General features: G+C 65.9%; 17 protein-coding genes and 1 pseudogene. 12 read left to right on the top strand and 6 right to left on the bottom strand.

Annotated features, from left to right (window positions below; translation table 11 throughout):
* Positions 1 to 284 precede the first annotated feature (284 nt).
* On the top strand, positions 285 to 554 hold the full coding sequence (locus A5724_RS21570; RefSeq protein ID WP_197518751.1) for a WhiB family transcriptional regulator: 270 nt from the start codon (positions 285 to 287) through the stop codon (positions 552 to 554).
* A 9-nt stretch (positions 555 to 563) separates the two neighbouring features.
* Here A5724_RS21570 and A5724_RS21565 read toward each other — a convergent pair whose 3' ends face one another.
* On the bottom strand, positions 564 to 986 hold the full coding sequence (locus A5724_RS21565; RefSeq protein ID WP_067806873.1) for a metallopeptidase family protein: 423 nt from the start codon (positions 984 to 986) through the stop codon (positions 564 to 566).
* Positions 987 to 1,116: 130 nt separating this feature from the next.
* Here A5724_RS21565 and A5724_RS21560 point away from each other — a divergent pair, with 130 nt between their 5' ends.
* The 4 genes from A5724_RS21560 (at position 1,117) to manA (ending at position 5,356) form a co-directional block, all read left to right on the top strand.
* Positions 1,117 to 1,536, top strand: a complete 420-nt coding sequence (locus A5724_RS21560; RefSeq protein ID WP_067806870.1) for a DUF3499 domain-containing protein — start codon at positions 1,117 to 1,119, stop codon at positions 1,534 to 1,536.
* 85 nt (positions 1,537 to 1,621) lie between these two features.
* The gene (locus tag A5724_RS21555) at positions 1,622 to 3,037 is read left to right on the top strand and encodes a phosphomannomutase/phosphoglucomutase (protein ID WP_067806868.1); all 1,416 of its coding nucleotides are present in this window, start codon (positions 1,622 to 1,624) and stop codon (positions 3,035 to 3,037) included.
* Positions 3,034 to 4,125, top strand: coding sequence for a TobH protein (locus A5724_RS21550; RefSeq protein WP_067806865.1), 1,092 nt, complete (start codon positions 3,034 to 3,036; stop codon positions 4,123 to 4,125). Before A5724_RS21555 ends, A5724_RS21550 begins: the two co-directional genes overlap by 4 nt.
* Before the next feature lie 4 nt (positions 4,126 to 4,129).
* Positions 4,130 to 5,356, top strand: a complete 1,227-nt coding sequence (gene manA / locus A5724_RS21545; RefSeq protein WP_067806862.1) for a mannose-6-phosphate isomerase, class I — start codon at positions 4,130 to 4,132, stop codon at positions 5,354 to 5,356.
* Here manA and A5724_RS21540 read toward each other — a convergent pair.
* From A5724_RS21540 to A5724_RS21525, 4 genes are all read right to left on the bottom strand, one after another.
* Positions 5,353 to 6,291, bottom strand: a complete 939-nt coding sequence (locus A5724_RS21540) for a DUF808 domain-containing protein (RefSeq protein ID WP_067806859.1) — start codon at positions 6,289 to 6,291, stop codon at positions 5,353 to 5,355. The genes manA and A5724_RS21540 overlap by 4 nt on opposite strands.
* A gap of 25 nt (positions 6,292 to 6,316) precedes the next feature.
* Positions 6,317 to 6,619 (bottom strand): hypothetical protein, encoded by a 303-nt coding sequence (locus A5724_RS21535; protein ID WP_067806856.1) that lies wholly within the window; start codon positions 6,617 to 6,619, stop codon positions 6,317 to 6,319.
* A 10-nt stretch (positions 6,620 to 6,629) separates the two neighbouring features.
* A complete protein-coding gene (locus tag A5724_RS21530; RefSeq protein WP_067806853.1) occupies positions 6,630 to 8,549 on the bottom strand; it encodes an acyl-CoA dehydrogenase family protein in 1,920 nt (639 codons plus the stop codon).
* Between the two features lie 73 nt (positions 8,550 to 8,622).
* Complete coding sequence (locus tag A5724_RS21525) at positions 8,623 to 9,993, bottom strand: NAD(P)/FAD-dependent oxidoreductase (protein ID WP_067806850.1); 1,371 nt, start codon at positions 9,991 to 9,993, stop codon at positions 8,623 to 8,625.
* Between the two features lie 53 nt (positions 9,994 to 10,046).
* Between A5724_RS21525 and A5724_RS21520 the strand changes: the two genes are divergently transcribed.
* The 7 genes and pseudogenes from A5724_RS21520 to A5724_RS21495 all read left to right on the top strand — a co-directional run.
* Positions 10,047 to 11,516, top strand: coding sequence for an amino acid permease (locus A5724_RS21520; protein WP_067806846.1), 1,470 nt, complete (start codon positions 10,047 to 10,049; stop codon positions 11,514 to 11,516).
* A 214-nt stretch (positions 11,517 to 11,730) separates the two neighbouring features.
* Positions 11,731 to 12,933, top strand: a complete 1,203-nt coding sequence (locus A5724_RS21515) for an alkane 1-monooxygenase (protein ID WP_067806844.1) — start codon at positions 11,731 to 11,733, stop codon at positions 12,931 to 12,933.
* Positions 12,930 to 13,103, top strand: coding sequence for a rubredoxin (locus A5724_RS33255; RefSeq protein WP_082965185.1), 174 nt, complete (start codon positions 12,930 to 12,932; stop codon positions 13,101 to 13,103). The genes A5724_RS21515 and A5724_RS33255 overlap by 4 nt, the downstream gene beginning before the upstream one ends.
* On the top strand, positions 13,100 to 13,282 hold the full coding sequence (locus tag A5724_RS21510) for a rubredoxin (protein WP_067806841.1): 183 nt from the start codon (positions 13,100 to 13,102) through the stop codon (positions 13,280 to 13,282). The genes A5724_RS33255 and A5724_RS21510 overlap by 4 nt, the downstream gene beginning before the upstream one ends.
* Positions 13,279 to 13,923, top strand: a complete 645-nt coding sequence (locus A5724_RS21505; protein WP_067806839.1) for a TetR family transcriptional regulator — start codon at positions 13,279 to 13,281, stop codon at positions 13,921 to 13,923. The genes A5724_RS21510 and A5724_RS21505 overlap by 4 nt, the downstream gene beginning before the upstream one ends.
* Positions 13,924 to 14,010: 87 nt before the next feature.
* Positions 14,011 to 15,480 carry an adenosylhomocysteinase gene (gene ahcY, locus A5724_RS21500; protein WP_067806836.1) on the top strand — a complete coding sequence of 490 codons (1,470 nt, stop codon included), beginning with the start codon at positions 14,011 to 14,013 and terminating at the stop codon, positions 15,478 to 15,480.
* Between the two features lie 71 nt (positions 15,481 to 15,551).
* Positions 15,552 to 16,037, top strand: a pseudogene (locus A5724_RS21495) (sigma-70 family RNA polymerase sigma factor); the annotation flags it as partial.
* On the opposite strand, the gene A5724_RS21490 reads toward A5724_RS21495, so the two are convergent.
* On the bottom strand, positions 16,034 to 16,393 hold the full coding sequence (locus A5724_RS21490; RefSeq protein ID WP_067806830.1) for a heme-binding protein: 360 nt from the start codon (positions 16,391 to 16,393) through the stop codon (positions 16,034 to 16,036). The pseudogene A5724_RS21495 and the gene A5724_RS21490 sit on opposite strands and share 4 nt — an antisense overlap.
* Positions 16,394 to 16,745: the final 352 nt, after the last annotated feature.

Below are 16,745 nucleotides of genomic sequence, written 5' to 3'. Positions count from 1 at the left end.
TGTGTAATCACAGCAGTGTCATTTCCTGGTTGGACGGCCGGTTTCGGTGGCGCAGACCGAGATTCGATCACTTGTTCGAATTGAGATGGCCGCACATCGAAATAGTGGGGCTCAAAGCAGGGATCTACGAGACACAGGTGAGGAGGCGGAGCATGGCGTTTGAGCAGGCCCAATCCGGGCAAGATGATCGTTTCGACAACCGGATTCTCGGCTCAGTAGGCGACATCCGTCACACCATTACCGGACCTACATCGATTGGGGTGCCGGGACGTCCTCAATTGAGTTTGGTGCCCGACCAACCCGAGAGATATGACGTTGCTCCGGCAACTACCGAAGATGATCAATGGCAAGAGCGCGCATTGTGCGCTCAAACCGACCCAGAGGCGTTTTTCCCCGAGAAGGGCGGCTCCACTCGCGAAGCCAAGCGAATCTGCTTGGGTTGCGAGGTCCGCGACCGCTGCCTGGAATACGCCCTCGCCCACGACGAGCGCTTCGGCATCTGGGGCGGGCTTTCCGAGCGGGAGCGCCGCCGCCTCAAGCGCGGGATCGTCTGATTCGTTAGCTCATTCGTCGTCGATCGTCGGGTCGATGACAGAAGGTTCGACGCCAAGATACGTGGCCACCTGAGCCACCAGAACTTCATGCAGCAGGTCGGCGAGGTCGACGGTGTCCTTCGCCCGACGCTCAATCGGCTTGCGGAACAACACAATTCGCGCACGTGTCGCGTTGCCCCGGACATCGACCCCGGCCGGTATCAAACGCGCCAGTGCGATCGGCCCGTCTGCCACCACTTCTGGCGGCCACTGCACGGAATCAGGATCCTTCGGCGAGATCCGAGGAATCTCGTCGACCGCGACGTCGAGTCCGGACACTCGATCCTGCCATCGCCGCTCGATCGGTTCATAAGCCTCCAGCACCGCCATGTCGAACCGTTCGGCGCGACTGCGCCAACCCGGAACGGTCGGTGGGAGCAGCGGACCGCGCATCTCCCGGCCGCGGCGTGATCCGCGTAATCTGCGCTCGGCCACATCCGAAGAGTAACGGTTGGAGATCGGGGCTTCGATAGCTGCGCGTGTCCGGCGGCTTACCACGTTTCCGCACGATAACCTCTCGTTCGTGAATGTTCCCCGTCGCTGCTGTCGGCCCGGGTGTCCCCACTATGCGGTCGCGACGCTGACGTTCGTGTACTCGGACTCGACAGCCGTCGTCGGGCCGCTGGCCACGGTGTCCGAGCCGCATTCCTGGGATCTGTGTGTCGCACACGCCGGCCGGATCACCGCGCCGCGTGGCTGGGAGCTGGTGCGTCACGCAGGGCCGTTGCCGACGCATCCCGACGAGGACGATCTGGTGGCGCTCGCCGACGCCGTCCGCGAGCGCCGCGACAGTTCGGCCCCGATCAACGGGGTGGCGGCCGGCTTCTCCGATCCCGCCACCGGCGTACACGGTGGTGCGCTGATGGCGCCCGTCGCTCGACGGCCGGAGTCCAACGGCAGGCGCCGAGGCCACCTGCGGGTTCTGCCAGACCCGACTGACTAGCCAAGGCGTTGCCCGACTAGGCGCCATCTGCGTTCAGCCCGACGGTTAGGCTGGCGCCAACGGTCCCCCTCGCAAGGAGCTCTATGTGACGCGCTCTTCGCGCAAGCGCTCATCGCAGTCTCGGCCCGCCGCGGCAGTGCACCGCGTCATCAAGGCGTATGACGTCCGCGGCTTGGTCGGTGAGGAAATCGACGAGGCTTTCGTCGCCGACGTCGGCGGCGCGTTCGCCCGCCTGGTCCGCGACGGTGCCTCGCAGGTGGTGATCGGTCACGACATGCGGGCCAGCTCGCCGGCGCTCGCGGCCGCGTTCGCCGACGGCGTGATGGCGCAGGGGTTGGACGTCGTGCAGATCGGGCTGGCGTCCACCGACCAGTTGTACTTTGCGTCCGGGCTGTTGGACTGCCCAGGCGCGATGTTCACCGCGAGCCATAATCCCGCCGCCTACAACGGCATCAAGCTGTGCCGTGCCGGCGCCAAGCCGGTGGGCAAGGACACCGGGCTGACTCAGATCAGCGAGGAGATCATCGCCGGAGTGCCCGCATACGACGGCCCGCGCGGCGCGGATTCCCAGCGCGACGTGTTGACCGAATACGGCGAATTCCTGCGGACGCTGGTCAGTCTGGCCGAGCTGCGCCCGCTGCGGGTGGCCGTGGACGCAGGCAACGGCATGGGCGGCCACACCACGCCCGCGGTGCTCGGCGCGATCCCGTCAATCACGCTGCTGCCGTTGTACTTCGAACTCGACGGCACGTTCCCGAACCACGAGGCCAACCCGCTGGACCCGGCGAACCTCGTCGACCTGCAGGCGCACGTCGTGGAAACCGGTGCCGACATCGGCTTGGCTTTCGACGGCGACGCCGACCGCTGTTTCGTCGTCGACGAAAAGGGGCATCCGGTGTCACCCTCGGCGGTGACGGCCTTGGTCGCCGCCCGGGAATTGAACAGGGAGATCGGCGCGACGGTGATCCACAACCTGATCACCTCCCGTGCGGTGCCGGAACTGGTCGCCGAGCGGGGTGGTACCCCGGTGCGCTCGCGCGTCGGGCATTCGTACATCAAGGCGCTGATGGCCGACACCGGCGCGATTTTCGGTGGCGAGCACTCCGCGCACTACTACTTCCGCGATTTCTGGGGCGCCGACTCCGGCATGCTGGCAGCGCTTTACGTGCTGGCGGCGCTGGGCGAGCAGGACCGGCCGCTGTCCGAGCTGATGGCGGACTATCAGCGCTATGAGGCGTCCGGCGAGATCAACTTCACCGTCACTGACGCCGAAAACTGTGTCGACGCGGTGCTCAGGTCGTTCGGCGCGCGCATCCACTCGATCGACCATCTCGACGGCGTCACCGTCGATCTGGGCGACGGCAGCTGGTTCAACTTGCGGATGTCCAACACCGAACCGTTGCTACGGCTGAACGTCGAGGCGCGCACCACCGAGGAGATCGACGAGATCGTCGCAGTCATCGCCGCCCAGATCGCCTCGCGCAACGAGGCGACCGTGTGAACGGCACCCAGGCCGCCGTGGACCTCGACGACGTCGAGGGCCTGCTCGCGGCCGATCGCGACGGTTTGCTGCGCGCGGCGTCGATGGCAGGCGCGCAGGTGCGTGCCACCGCGGCAGCGCTCGACGAGGGCGACCTCGACTCGCTGAAGTCCGATCAACCTCCGCGCACCGTCATTTGGGTGGCGGGCCGCGGCAACGCCGAGACCGCGGGGACGATGCTGTCGGCGACGCTCGGAGGCTCCGTCGGTGCGCCGATCGTGGTGGCGTCCGAGGCGCCGCCGTGGATCGGCGCACTCGATGTGTTGATCCTCGCCGGTGACGATCCGGGTGACCAGCGGTTGGTGTCGGCCGCCGCGATGGGGGTTCGCCGCGGCGCGCGCATCGCGGTGGTGGCGCCGTACGAAGGCCCGCTGCGCGATGCGACCGCAGGCCGCTCGGCCTCGCTGGCACCCCGATTGCAGGTGCGCGACGACTTCGGGCTGACCCGCTATCTCGCGGCAGGTCTAGCCGTGCTGCACACCGTGGATCCCGGTCCCCACGTTGACCTTTCGGCGCTGGCCGACGAACTCGACGCCGAGGCCTTTCGCAACAGCGCGGGGCGCGAACTGTTCACCAACCCGGCCAAGACCCTAGCCGATCGCATGTCGGCCCGCGACGTGGTGTTGGCCGGTGACAACCCGGCCACGTTGGCCTTGGCCCGCCACGGTGCGGCCGTGCTGCTGAGGATCGCGCACCAGTCGGTGGCCGCGGTCGGGTTGGCCGACGCGCTGGTGGCGTTGCACGGGGGTATGGGCAACGAACCCGGTGGCGCACAGTCGATTTTTCACGATGAGCAGATCGACGGTCCGCTGCCGAGGCGGCTTCGCACCTTCGTGTTGGCCACTGACAGCGAGCGGCCCGTCGTGCTCGCACGAGTAGGCGGGCTCGACGACGTCTCGGTGGTCAACGCCGAGGACGTGCCCGAAGCGTTGGGGATGGTGGACGCGCCGCCGGCCGTCGCACCCCCTGGGCGACCGGAACAACAACTGGCGATGTTGGCCGTACGGTTGGAGATGACGGCGACATACCTGCGACTGGTTCGAGGTTAAGCGAGTGCATCTGCTACGCGGAGCGGTCCGAACCTATGCATGGGGTTCGCGGACCGCGATTGCCGATTTCACCGGGCGGCCAAGTCCGACAGCGCATCCCGAGGCCGAACTGTGGTTCGGCGCGCATCCGGGTGATCCGGCGTGGCTGCAGACCGATGACGGTGAAGTGTCGCTGCTCGACACGCTGCGGGCCGATCCGGAAGGCCAATTGGGTACCGCGGTGCGGGGGCGTTTCGGTGACTGCCTGCCGTTCTTGGTCAAGGTGCTCGCGGCCGACGAACCGCTGTCGCTGCAGGCTCATCCGAGCGCGGAACAGGCGGCGGAAGGATTCGCGCGCGAGGAGAAGTTGGGTATTCCGGTTTCGGCGCCCACCCGTAACTACCGCGACCGCAGCCACAAACCCGAATTATTGGTCGCGCTGGGGGACTTCGAAGCGCTGGCCGGTTTCCGCTCCGCCGAGAGCAGCGTCGAGCTGATGCGTGCGCTGGCGGTCAGTGACCTCGATCCGTTTGTCCACCTGCTGTCCGGTCAGTCCGACGCTGACGGCCTACGCGCGCTGTTCACCACGTGGATCACCGCGCCGCAGCCCGACCTCGACGTGTTGGTGCCCGCGGTGATCGAGGGTGCCATCGAATACGTTCGGTCGGGCAACAAGAAGTTCGCGGCGGAAGCCAGGACGGTGCTCGAACTCGGCGAGCGGTATCCCGGCGATGCCGGGGTGCTGGCCTCGTTGCTGCTCAACCGGATCAGCCTGAAACCCGGTGAAGCCATCTACATGCCTGCGGGAAATCTGCATGCGTATCTGCACGGCGTCGGTGTCGAGGTGATGGCCAACTCGGACAACGTTCTGCGCGGCGGGTTGACACCCAAACACGTCGATGTGCCTGAACTGTTGCGGGTGCTGGACTTCACCCCCGCCACCGACGCTGTCATCCATCCCCGAATCACAAGGGACGGAACAGAACTCGTGTACAACACGCCTGCCCCCGAGTTCGCGGTGTCGGTGGTGTGCATCCAGGGCGATTACCTCGGCCACGAGATCGACGCGCCGGCGCATCACGACGGGCCGCAGATCCTGCTCTGCACCGAGGGTTCGACGGTGGTACATGCGAAGTCGACCGCGGTCACACTGGAACGCGGAGCGGCGGCGTGGGTTTCCGCCGATGACGGTCCGATCCGCCTGGTGGCGCAGACGCCGACGAAGTTGTTCAGGGCGACGGTCGGGATCTAGTGTTCGGCTTTCTTGCCGAACGGCAGCAGGTGCATGATCGCCACCACGATCGAGCCGATCACCATGCCGACGATCGCTGACACCGCGGTGTTGAGCAGCCAGGCCAGCAGCGCACCGGCGCCGGGCACGGCGTGATGCACCCATTCCTCGGCGTGGTGCACCAGGCCGTACGGGGCGTGCCACCCCAGCGTGTCGGTGCCCTGCAGCAGGATGTGCCCGCCGACCCAGAGCATCGCCACCGTGCCGATGATCGACAGCGCCGACAGCAGTTTGGGCATCGCCGAGACCAGACCCCGCCCTACCTTCTTGGCGAAGTTCGACGTCCGCTGCGCCAGGTTCAGGCCGATGTCGTCCATCTTCACGATCAGCCCGACGACGCCGTACACGCCGAGCGTGATCACAATCGCGACGATCACCAGGATCACGAACCGCGGCCAGAAAGGCTGGTCGGACACCTCGTTCAGCGCGATGACCATGATCTCGGCGGACAGGATGAAATCGGTCCGGATGGCGCCTGCCGTCATCTTCTTCTCGGCATCCCCGCCGCCGGTGGCCGTGGGCGCGGCATGCGCGTCGTAGCCGGTGATCCACCCCCACACCTTCTCCGCGCCCTCGTAGCACAGATAGGTCGCGCCGAGCATCAGGATCGGCGTGATGACCCACGGAACGAACTGGCTAGCCAGCAGCGCGGCGGGCAGGATGAAGAGGAGCTTGTTGCGCAGCGACCCGACCGCGATTCGCTTGATCATCGGCAGTTCGCGGTCCGCGGTGACGCCGTGCACGTACTGCGGTGTCACCGCGGTGTCGTCGATGACGACACCTGCCGCCTTTGCCGTGGCGCGCCCCGCGGCCGCGCTGATGTCGTCGACCGACGCCGCGGTCAACCGGGCCAGAGCGGCGACGTCGTCGAGAAGTCCGAACAGACCAGCGCTCATCGCGTCGTCCTCATGGCACCGAAGGCTACCTGGCCCGCATGAACCGGATCAGCACGTCCTCGGCGAGCCCGTACTGCATCGCGTCGACCCACACCCGCGAGCAGACCGGCCCTCGCGCTCGCGCCCGCCTGCCGCCGGGCACCGCGACGTAGCCACCGACGTCCGCGCCGGCCAGCAGATCGAGAAATGTGCCGGCGTCCTCTGCGTCGAGATCGGCGATGGCCACCCAGATATCGGCCCACACACCATTGTCCCTGCCACCCGGCGGCAACCAGTATGCGATGCCGAAGCCGCCCACGTCCTCCAGCGGCCGGATCTGCGAGGCCATGTCACCAGTATCAGGCCGCACCCCGACTCGACGCACCACCGATGACGCGGTGCACGTCCGCTGTCGAACCGGCGGCCCCCTCCTGCGCGATCCAGGGACCCTCGATCGACGGGTCGAGGATGCCTGCCTCCAGCCAGGTGAACCGACCGTCGAGCAGGTGTCGTGACAGCTGGCGGTCGCTGTCGTCGGTGTTGTGCCAGAGTTCGTCGAACAACCGGTCGGCCCGCATCCTGGCCTGCCTGCAAAACGCGTCGGCGAGTTCGACCGCCGAGGGATCGGTCCGGTCGCGTTGTGCACGCACGCACGCGGCCGTCATCGCGAACAACTCTGCGCCGATGTCGACGATGCGGGCCAGGAACCGCTGCTTGTGCTCCAGCCTGCCCTGCCAGCGCGACATCCCGTAGAAGGTGCTGCGAGCCATCCGCCTGCTGGCGCGCTCGACGTACCGCAGGTGCGTCGCAAGCGGCCCAAATTCGCCGAATGATGTTGGTAGCTGCCCTTTTCCGGCGACCAGGCTGGGCAGCCAGCGGGCATAGAAGCGGCCCGCGTTGGCGACGGCGCGGGCCTTGCGCCGCATATCGGCGTCCTGGTCGATGATGTCGCCTGCCACGGAGAGATGAACGTCGACCGCCTCCCGCGCGATGAGCAGATGCATGATCTCGGTCGAGCCTTCGAAGATCCGGTTGATGCGCGCATCGCGCAACACCTGTTCGGCTGGCACTCCCCGCTCGCCGCGGGCGGCCTGCGATTCGGCGGTCTCGAAGCCGCGGCCGCCGCGGATCTGGACGAGTTCGTCGGCGACCAGCCAGCCCATCTCGGAGCCGTACAGTTTCGCCAGCGCCGCCTCGATGCGGATGTCGTTGTGGCCGGCGTCGGCGAGTTCACTGCACAGTTCGACCATCGCCTCCAGGCCGTAGGCAGTGGCGGCCATGAAGGCCAATTTGCCTGCGACAGCGTCGTGTTCACCGACCGGCTTGCCCCACTGCACGCGCGCCTTCGACCATTCCCTGGCGATCTTGACCGACCACTTCGCCCCCCCGACGCACGTTGCGGGCAGCGACAACCGCCCGACGTTCAGCGTGGACAGCGCGATCCGCAGTCCGTCGCCTTCGGCGCCGATCCGGTTGGCGGCGGGCACCCGCACATCGGTGAACCGGGTCAGCCCGTTCTCGATGCCTCGCAATCCCATGAACGCGTTGCGGTTCTCGACCACGATGCCCGGGGTGTCGGCCTCGACGACGAATGCGGTGATGCCGCCGCGATGACCTTCACTCCTGGGGACCTTGGCCATCACCACGATCAGGTCGGCGATCACGCCGTTGGTGGTCCACAGCTTCACCCCGTTCAGCACGTAGTCCTCGCCATCCGGGACGGCGGTGGCGTGCAGACGCGCGGGGTCGCTGCCGACGTCGGGCTCGGTCAGCAGGAACGCGCTGATCTCCCGCGCGCACCGCGGCAGCCACTTTTGCTTCTGCTCCTCGGTGCCGAACATCGCGATCGGCTGCGGCACCCCGATGGACTGGTGCGCGGACAGCAATGCGCCGAAGGCGGGGTGAACCGAGCAGGCCAGCGCGAGCGCCCTGTTGTAGTACACCTGCGACAAGCCGAGGCCGCCGTATTCGGTGCCGATCTTCATGCCGAGCGCGCCGAGTTCTTTCAGGCCGAGGATCACGTCGTCAGGGATCTGCGCATCGCGTTCGATCACCGTAGCGTCGACATGCGTGTCCAGGAAGTCGCGCAGCTTGGCCAGGAATGCCTCACCGCGCTCGGCGGCTTGCGCAGACCCGGTCGGATGCGGGTGAATCAGGTCCAACCGCAGCCTGCCCAGGAACAACTCCTTGCCGAAGCTGGGCGCCAGCCACTCGGCCGCTCGCGCGTGTTCGGCGACCTCCCTGGCGTGCTTCTCGCTGATTTCCCCGGTAGCGGTCATGTCTGCCTCCCCAAGCAACTGGACCTACTCGACAGTAACTCCAACTGCCGGCGGGGGAGTACCGGTTTGCAGGTCAGCTGACAGGGGTGGTTGCACGCGCAACGGCCGGGCGCCGCTTCTCGGCCAGCCAGAGTCGCATGTTGTGCCGGATGGTGCGGCCCACCAGTCGGGCGGACGGCACCATGTACAGGCTGTCGAGCAGGCTGAACCGGCGCAGAAACCATTCGGCGAGAACAGGATCCGTTTCGGCGGCGCCGAGGAATTGGTCGAACAGGTTGCCCACCATGGGGTACCACCACGGTGTCGGCCCGGTGGCGCGGTGCAGCACCAGGTCGCCGATCGCGTTCATCGTCCAGACCGGGAAGGTGGTCTTGGCCGCGGCGCGGCTGAATTCGCGTTCGAGATCGGCGGCCGGCGTCTGCAGCAGGCGGCGCAGGTGTCCGGTTTGCAGCGACGTCATCGTCATGCCCTGACCGAACGTCGGGTTGAAGCTGACGACGGCGTCGCCGAACGGGATGATGCCCGCGGGGAACCGGCTGAGCTTGTCGTAGCGACGCCACCGGCTGGCGGGGTATTTGTGCAGCGCGACCTCGCCGATCGGCTCGCCCCGCCGGATGGCGGCGGCGACGTGCGGCGGCACGATCTGGTCGGCGAGTGCGCACATGCCCGCGAAATCGTGCGGCGGTTCGACTTTGCCGACCCCGAAGGTGGTCAGGCCCCAGGTGCCGTCCTCGTAATAGAGCATGCCGAGCCCGAGCGGCTGTTCACGAGAGGCGCCCGCGACGACGACCTTCTCGGCGATCAAGCCGTCCGGGATGCGCAGTTGATGGGTGGCGTAACCGATGCCGACGTAGATGACGTCTTCGCGGGGCCGCTCAAAACCCCACTGCGCCAACCACGCCGGCAGTCGGGTGCCGCGCCCCGCAGCGTCGACGACGAGGTCGGCTTCCACCGCGTCTCCCGAATCGAGCAGGACGCCGGTGACCCGCTGTCGCGTTGCGTCGAAACGGGGTTCGCGCACACCCGCCCGGACGACGTCGACGTTGTCGATGGCCTTCACCCGGCGCCGGATCTGCCATTCGAGGTGCTTGCGGCTCGGCACGTAGGCGGTGAATTCACTCTGCAGTCGATGGTGGGTTCCCAGCACATGGCCGGCCGCACCGAAGTGGATGCAGTCGGGCCGGTTCTCCAGGATCGGGACACCGTCGGCGACCATGTCGGCCAGCAGGCCGGGGAAGTGTGATTCGAACTCCTGGGCGCCGCGCGCCATCAGCAGGTGCACGTGTCGATCCTGGGGTACCGCGGATCGGTGGGCGGGGGCGTCGGGCAACTCGTCGCGCTCGTAGACCGTGACCCGCTCGTAACAGTCCGACAGCACCCGGGCCGCGCACAGGCCGGCGAGGCTGGCCCCGATGACAACTGCGTGTTTAGTAGTCCGCCCCATCGGGTGCACAGTACTCGGTACATTCCGGACTACGGACCAGGGAAGGCGTGCTCATGGCCGGCAGATGGCGAACGAAGTCGGTTGAACAATCCATCGCTGACACCGATGAGCCCGACACCCGATTGCGCAAGGATCTGACGTGGTGGGACCTGACCGTGTTCGGCGTGTCCGTGGTGATCGGGGCGGGCATCTTCACGATCACCGCGTCGACGGCGGGCAACATCACCGGCCCGGCGATTTCCATTTCGTTCGTCATCGCGGCGATCGCGTGCGGGCTGGCCGCCTTGTGCTACGCCGAATTCGCGTCCACGGTGCCGGTGGCAGGCAGCGCGTACACCTTCTCCTATGCGACGTTCGGTGAGTTCGTCGCGTGGATCATCGGCTGGGATTTGATTTTGGAATTCGCGGTCGCCGCCGCCGTCGTGGCCAAGGGCTGGTCGAGCTATCTGGGCACGGTGTTCGGATTCGGTGGCGGTGTGGCGGATTTCGGTGGGCTGCAACTCGATTGGGGAGCGCTGCTGATCATCGCCTTCGTCACCGTGATCCTGGCGTGGGGCACCAAGCTGTCGGCGGAGGTCAGCCTGGCCATCACCGTGGTCAAGGTGGCGGTGGTGCTGCTGGTCGTGGTGGTCGGCGCGTTCTACATCAAGACAGCCAACTTCTCGCCGTTCATCCCGCCTGCGGAGGCGGGCGAAGGCGGTAGCGGCACGGAACAGTCCCTGTTTTCGCTGTTGACCGGCGCCGAAGGCAGCCACTACGGCTGGTACGGCGTGCTTGCCGGTGCGTCGATCGTGTTCTTCGCGTTCATCGGTTTCGACATCGTCGCGACGACGGCCGAGGAGGTCAAGAACCCGCAGCGCGACGTGTCCCGCGGCATCCTCGCGTCGCTGGCGATCGTCACGGTGCTGTATGTCGCAGTGGCCGTGGTGCTTTCGGGCATGGTGAGCTACACGGAACTGCGCGATGCGGGGGAGAAGGCAAACCTTGCGACGGCGTTCGCTGTCAACGGTGTGGACTGGGCCGCCAAGGTCATCTCGATCGGCGCGCTGGCCGGTTTGACGACCGTGGTGATCGTGCTGGTGCTCGGTCAGACCCGCGTGCTGTTCGCGATGTGCCGCGATGGCCTGTTGCCGCGTCCGCTGGCGAAGACCGGTACGCACGGCACGCCGGTGCGCATCACCCTGCTGGTCGGGGTGTTGGTCGCGATCACGGCGTCGGTGTTCCCGATCGGCAAGCTCGAGGAGATGGTCAACATCGGCACGCTGTTCGCGTTCGTGCTGGTTTCGGCGGGCGTGATCGCGCTGCGTCGCACGCGGCCGGACCTCGAGCGCGGGTTCCGGGCGCCGGGGGTGCCCCTGCTGCCGATCGCGTCGATCATCGCCTGCGTCTGGTTGATGCTGAACCTGACCGGGCTGACCTGGATCCGGTTCCTGATCTGGATGGCAATCGGCGTGATCGTCTACTTCGTGTACGGCCGCAGCCATTCGGTGCTGGGCCGCCGGGAGCGTGCCGTCTCCGCGTGATCAGGTCAGCTGGCGGCGAGTTGCGCGCTTTGGCTGCGATTTCGGTGTGATCGGTAGCGCTGAGCGCGACTAATCACACCGAAATCGGGAGTCCGGCGTGCCTACGGTGTTTTACAAAACCTATCTCCGTGTCTAGACAGGCGACAAAATCGTCTATAGAGTCAAGTCAGCGTCGTGATGGGACTCACCGAGGAGGCACGCAGTGACCACGCAAATGTCCGATATCGACATCGCCCAGTGGCGGGACAGGAAGCGCTATCTGTGGCTGATGGGGCTGATCGCCCCGACGGCCTTGTTCGTGATGCTGCCGTTGGTATGGGCCTTCAACCAGTGGGGCTGGCTTGTCGCGGCGCAGGTGCCGTTCTGGATCGGGCCGATCCTGCTCTATGTGCTGCTGCCTGCACTTGATCTGCGCTTCGGCCCGGACGGGCAGAATCCGCCCGACGAGGTGATGGAGCGGCTTGAGAACGACAAGTACTACCGCTACTGCACCTACATCTACATCCCGTTCCAGTACGCGAGCGTGATTTTGGGCGCGTACCTGTTCACCTCATCGGATCTGAGCTGGCTCGGTTTCGACGGCGGTCTTGGCTGGCCCGCCAAGATCGGCCTGGCGCTGTCCGTGGGTGTGCTCGGCGGCGTCGGAATCAACACCGCGCACGAGATGGGCCACAAGAAGGACTCGCTGGAACGCTGGTTGAGCAAGATCACGCTGGCGCAGACGTGCTACGGCCACTTCTACATCGAGCACAACCGCGGCCACCACGTCCGCGTCGCGACGCCCGAGGACCCCGCGTCGGCCCGCTTCGGCGAGACATTCTGGGAATTCTTGCCGCGCAGCGTGTTCGGCAGCCTTCTCTCGTCGTGGCAGTTGGAGGCGCAGCGGCTGCGCCGGGCCGGCAAGAGTCCGTGGCACTGGTCCAACGACGTGCTCAACGCGTGGGCGATGTCGGTGGTGTTCTACGGCGCGCTGATCGCGGTCTTCGGCTGGGCGCTGATGCCCTACATCGTCATCTCGGCGGTGTTCGGGTTCTCGTTGTTGGAGACGGTGAACTACCTCGAGCACTACGGACTGCTGCGGCAGAAGACCCGAAGCGGCCGCTACGAGCGGTGCGCGCCGGTGCACAGTTGGAACTCCGATCACATCGTGACCAACCTGTTCCTGTATCACCTGCAGCGGCACAGCGATCACCACGCCAACCCGACGCGGCGCTACCAGACGCTGCGCAGCATGGAGGGCGCACCGAACCTGCCGAGCGGTTATGCGTCGATGATCGCGCTGACGTACTTCCCGCCGCTGTGGCGCCGGGTGATGGACCATCGGGTGCTCGCGCACTACGACGGCGACATCACCCGGGTCAACGTGCACCCGCGGGTCCGCGACAAGGTGCTGGCGAAGTATGGAGCGCAGGCATGACCGCCTACCGCTGCCCCGGCTGCGACTACGTCTACGACGAAGCGAAAGGCGCTCCGCGGGAAGGGTTTCCGGCAGGTACGCCCTTCAGTGATATTCCCGACGACTGGTGCTGCCCCGACTGTGCAGTACGCGAGAAAGTCGACTTCGAAATGATTGGAGTGAACCAATGACCGACTACAAGCTGTTCGTCTGCGTGCAGTGCGGATTCGAATACGACGAGGCGAAGGGCTGGCCGGAGGACGGCATCGCCCCCGGCACTCGGTGGGACGACATCCCCGACGACTGGAGCTGCCCGGACTGTGGCGCGGCGAAATCCGATTTCGAGATGGTGGAGGTTGTCCGCCCGTGACCGCTACGGTTGCGGCTGTGAACGAAAGTCGAAGCGCGCAGCGCATTCCGTACGCCGAGGCGTCGAGAGTGCTGCTGCGCGATTCGATTTTGGATGGCATGCGGGAGTTGCTGCTCAGCCGTGACTGGTCCTCGATCACGCTGTCGGACGTCGCGAAGGCGGCCGGCATCAGCAGACAGACGATCTACAACGAGTTCGGGTCGCGGCAGGGTCTTGCGCAGGGCTACGCGCTGCGGCTCGCCGACCGGCTGGTGGACCAAATCGAGGAAGCCATCGGCGGCAACGTCGGCGACATCTACGCCGCGTTCCTGCAGGGGTTCCGCGATTTCTTCGCCGAGTCCGCCGCCGACCCCCTGGTGATCTCGCTTCTCACCGGCACCACCAAACCGGATCTGCTGCAGCTGATCACCACCGACTCGGCGCCGATCATCACGCGCTGCTCGGCGCGGTTGACCGAGTCGTTCATGGATAGCTGGGTGCGCACCAGCGAGGAGGATGCCGGCGTGCTGGCCCGGGCCATCGTCAGGCTCGCGATGAGCTACGTCTCCATGCCGCCGGAGGCCGACCACGATGTCGCGCGGGACCTCGCTAGACTCATGACGCCGTTTGCCGAACGCTACGGTGTGATCGAGCAGAGCTAGCGCGACGGCGCCGCGCCCGATCGCGGCCTAATATGTAACAAAGCTAAGTAAGTGCGACGCGCCCACGAGCCACGAGAAGGAACCTTTATGACCACGACTGAGCAGCGGCTGACCGCCGATGTTCGCAACGGCATCGACTTCAAGGTCGCCGATCTTTCCCTGGCCGACTTCGGCCGTAAGGAGATCCGGCTCGCCGAGCACGAGATGCCGGGGCTGATGGCGCTGCGGCGCGAGTACGCAGATGTGCTGCCGCTGAAGGGTGCGCGGATCTCGGGCTCGCTGCACATGACGGTGCAGACCGCGGTGCTGATCGAGACCCTCGTCGCGCTGGGCGCTGAGGTTCGCTGGGCGTCGTGCAACATCTTCTCGACTCAGGACCACGCGGCCGCGGCCGTCGTCGTCGGCCCGCACGGCACCCCGGAGGAGCCGAAGGGCACTCCGGTGTTCGCGTGGAAGGGCGAGACGCTCGAGGAGTACTGGTGGGCCGCGGAGCAGATGCTCACCTGGGAGGGCGAGCCTGCCAACATGATCCTCGACGACGGCGGTGACGCCACCATGATGGTGCTGCGCGGCGCGCAGTACGAGAAGGCCGGTGTGGTACCGCCTGCCGAGGACGACGATCCGGCCGAGTGGAAGGTCTTCCTCGGCGTGCTGCGCGAGCGTTTCGAGACCGACAAGAACAAGTGGACGAAGATCGCCGAGTCGGTCAAGGGTGTCACCGAAGAGACCACCACCGGCGTGCTGCGCCTGTACCAGTTCGAGGCGTCCGGTGAGCTGCCGTTCCCGGCGATCAACGTCAACGACTCGGTGACCAAGTCCAAGTTCGACAACAAGTACGGCACCCGGCACTCGCTGATCGACGGCATCAACCGTGGCACCGACGTGCTGATCGGCGGCAAGAAGGTGCTGATCTGCGGCTACGGCGACGTCGGCAAAGGGTGTGCTGAGTCGCTGGCCGGCCAGGGCGCACGGGTGTCGGTCACCGAGATCGACCCGATCAACGCGCTGCAGGCGCTGATGGACGGCTTCGACGTGGTGACCGTCGAGGACGGCATCGGCCAGGCCGACATCGTCATCACCGCCACGGGCAACAAGGACATCATCACCCTCGACCACATGAAGGCGATGAAGGACCAGGCGATCCTGGGCAACATCGGCCACTTCGACAACGAGATCGACATGGCCGCACTCGAGCGGTCGGGCGCCAAGAAGCTCAACATCAAGCCGCAGGTCGACCAGTGGATCTTCGACGACGGCAAGTCGATCGTCGTGCTTTCCGAGGGGCGACTGCTGAACCTGGGCAATGCGACGGGCCACCCGTCGTTCGTGATGAGCAACAGCTTCTCCAACCAGGTGATCGCGCAGATCGAGTTGTGGACCAAGAACGACGAGTACGACAACGCGGTGTACCGGTTGGCCAAGCATCTCGACGAGAAGGTGGCGCGTATCCACGTTCAGGCGCTCGGCGGCAAGCTGACCAAGCTCACCAAGGAGCAGGCGGAGTACATCAACGTCGACGTCGAGGGCCCGTACAAGCCGGAGCACTACCGCTACTGATCCTTCCTCAGTCTCGCGTTTGGGGCCCGAGCGAAATATGCCTTGACCTCAACTACGGTTGAGGTGCCACGCTGCTCAGCGCGGCGCTGCGGTACACGCGGCGTCCCGCGGACGCTGAGGACCTGGTGCAGGAGACGATGGTCAAGGCGTACACGGGTTTTCATGGCTACCGCGACGGATCAAATGTTCGCGCATGGCTTTTCCGCATCATGACCAACATTTGGATCAGCTCGTATCGCAGCGCGCAACGTCGCGTGGAGGAGGTGCTGTCCGCCGACGTGGCCGAGGTCTGGCCGACGCCGGTGAGGAACCCGTCGGCTGAGCTGGCCGTGCTCGAGGAGATGGGGGACGACGAGGTGCGCGACGCTCTGCAGACGCTGCCCGAGGCTCAGCGGTTGATGATCTACTACGCCGACGTAGAAGGCTTCCGGTACAAGGAGATTGCCGAGATCCTGGATGTGCCGCTCGGCACGGTGATGTCGCGGCTACACCGTGGCCGAGCCAATCTGCGGGCGCTGCTGATGGACTTCGCGACAGCGCGCGGGTATGCGGCCTAGGCGCTCGATGGTGCGCCGCAGCGGTTCTTGATGTCGAGGAGCGGCTGGCGGATGTTCTTCATGTCGGTCTGCTCGTCTGGGTGAGAAGCCATGTAGCCCTTGACTTTTGCCGCGACCTGCTCGCGCGGCAAGGCCTTGAGGCTGGACATGAAGTTGTTGAGGTCGGGGTGGGTGAACAAGTAGGCCGACGTGGAGGCGTCGACTCCCGCGCGTACGCCTTCGAGGTCGGCGGCGGTGCAGTTCGGGGGATCGGCGGCGGGATCCTGGTTGGCGTGGGCGAGCGGGCTGGCGATGAACAGCGCCGCGCCGATCCCGGCGCCGGCGCACACGGTGGTGACGAGGCGAGTGAGAATCATGGCTCACAGTTTGCGCACAACTGGCGCTAATGCGCCCTAGTCGCAAGCAGTTTCACAGGACATTCGGTTCGGGTCCACAGGCGGCGGGCGTTGGAGTCGACGGCCCATCTTCGCTTCGCACTCCGCGACTACGAAGTAGCGCTCGCGTCGGCTCTGCAATTCTCGGTCGCTGGACATTACTTCCATGATTCGCGAAACTTCTTCCGCGGCATACAGGGTTAAGTCAAAAGGACCAGTCAGGATTCGGCGAATTCAACCGCTGCACTCTTCTCTGCGGGGAACCGTTCGTATTGTTCCGGGTTCAATCGGTAGTACTCTTCGTAATCCGTCGGTCCGTTGCTGACGGCCAGGG

This window comes from Mycobacterium sp. ACS1612 (genome assembly GCF_001667505.1).
Taxonomy (GTDB): domain Bacteria; phylum Actinomycetota; class Actinomycetes; order Mycobacteriales; family Mycobacteriaceae; genus Mycobacterium.
Note: the sequence above shows the minus strand (reverse complement) of the source record. Positions and strands in the feature narration are given on the sequence as shown.

Excerpts from the sequence above, each read along its gene's own strand:
- A5724_RS21565 (WP_067806873.1), bottom strand. The coding sequence starts at position 986 with ATGCGCGGTCCGCTGCTCCCACCGACCGTTCCGGGTTGGCGCAGTCGC.
- A5724_RS21540 (WP_067806859.1), bottom strand. The coding sequence starts at position 6,291 with ATGAGCGCTGGTCTGTTCGGACTTCTCGACGACGTCGCCGCTCTGGCC.
- A5724_RS21535 (WP_067806856.1), bottom strand. The coding sequence starts at position 6,619 with ATGGCCTCGCAGATCCGGCCGCTGGAGGACGTGGGCGGCTTCGGCATC.
- A5724_RS21530 (WP_067806853.1), bottom strand. The coding sequence starts at position 8,549 with ATGACCGCTACCGGGGAAATCAGCGAGAAGCACGCCAGGGAGGTCGCC.
- A5724_RS21525 (WP_067806850.1), bottom strand. The coding sequence starts at position 9,993 with ATGGGGCGGACTACTAAACACGCAGTTGTCATCGGGGCCAGCCTCGCC.
- A5724_RS21520 (WP_067806846.1), top strand. The coding sequence starts at position 10,047 with ATGGCCGGCAGATGGCGAACGAAGTCGGTTGAACAATCCATCGCTGAC.
- A5724_RS21515 (WP_067806844.1), top strand. The coding sequence starts at position 11,731 with ATGTCCGATATCGACATCGCCCAGTGGCGGGACAGGAAGCGCTATCTG.
- A5724_RS33255 (WP_082965185.1), top strand. The coding sequence starts at position 12,930 with ATGACCGCCTACCGCTGCCCCGGCTGCGACTACGTCTACGACGAAGCG.
- A5724_RS21510 (WP_067806841.1), top strand. The coding sequence starts at position 13,100 with ATGACCGACTACAAGCTGTTCGTCTGCGTGCAGTGCGGATTCGAATAC.
- ahcY (WP_067806836.1), top strand. The coding sequence starts at position 14,011 with ATGACCACGACTGAGCAGCGGCTGACCGCCGATGTTCGCAACGGCATC.
- A5724_RS21490 (WP_067806830.1), bottom strand. The coding sequence starts at position 16,393 with ATGATTCTCACTCGCCTCGTCACCACCGTGTGCGCCGGCGCCGGGATC.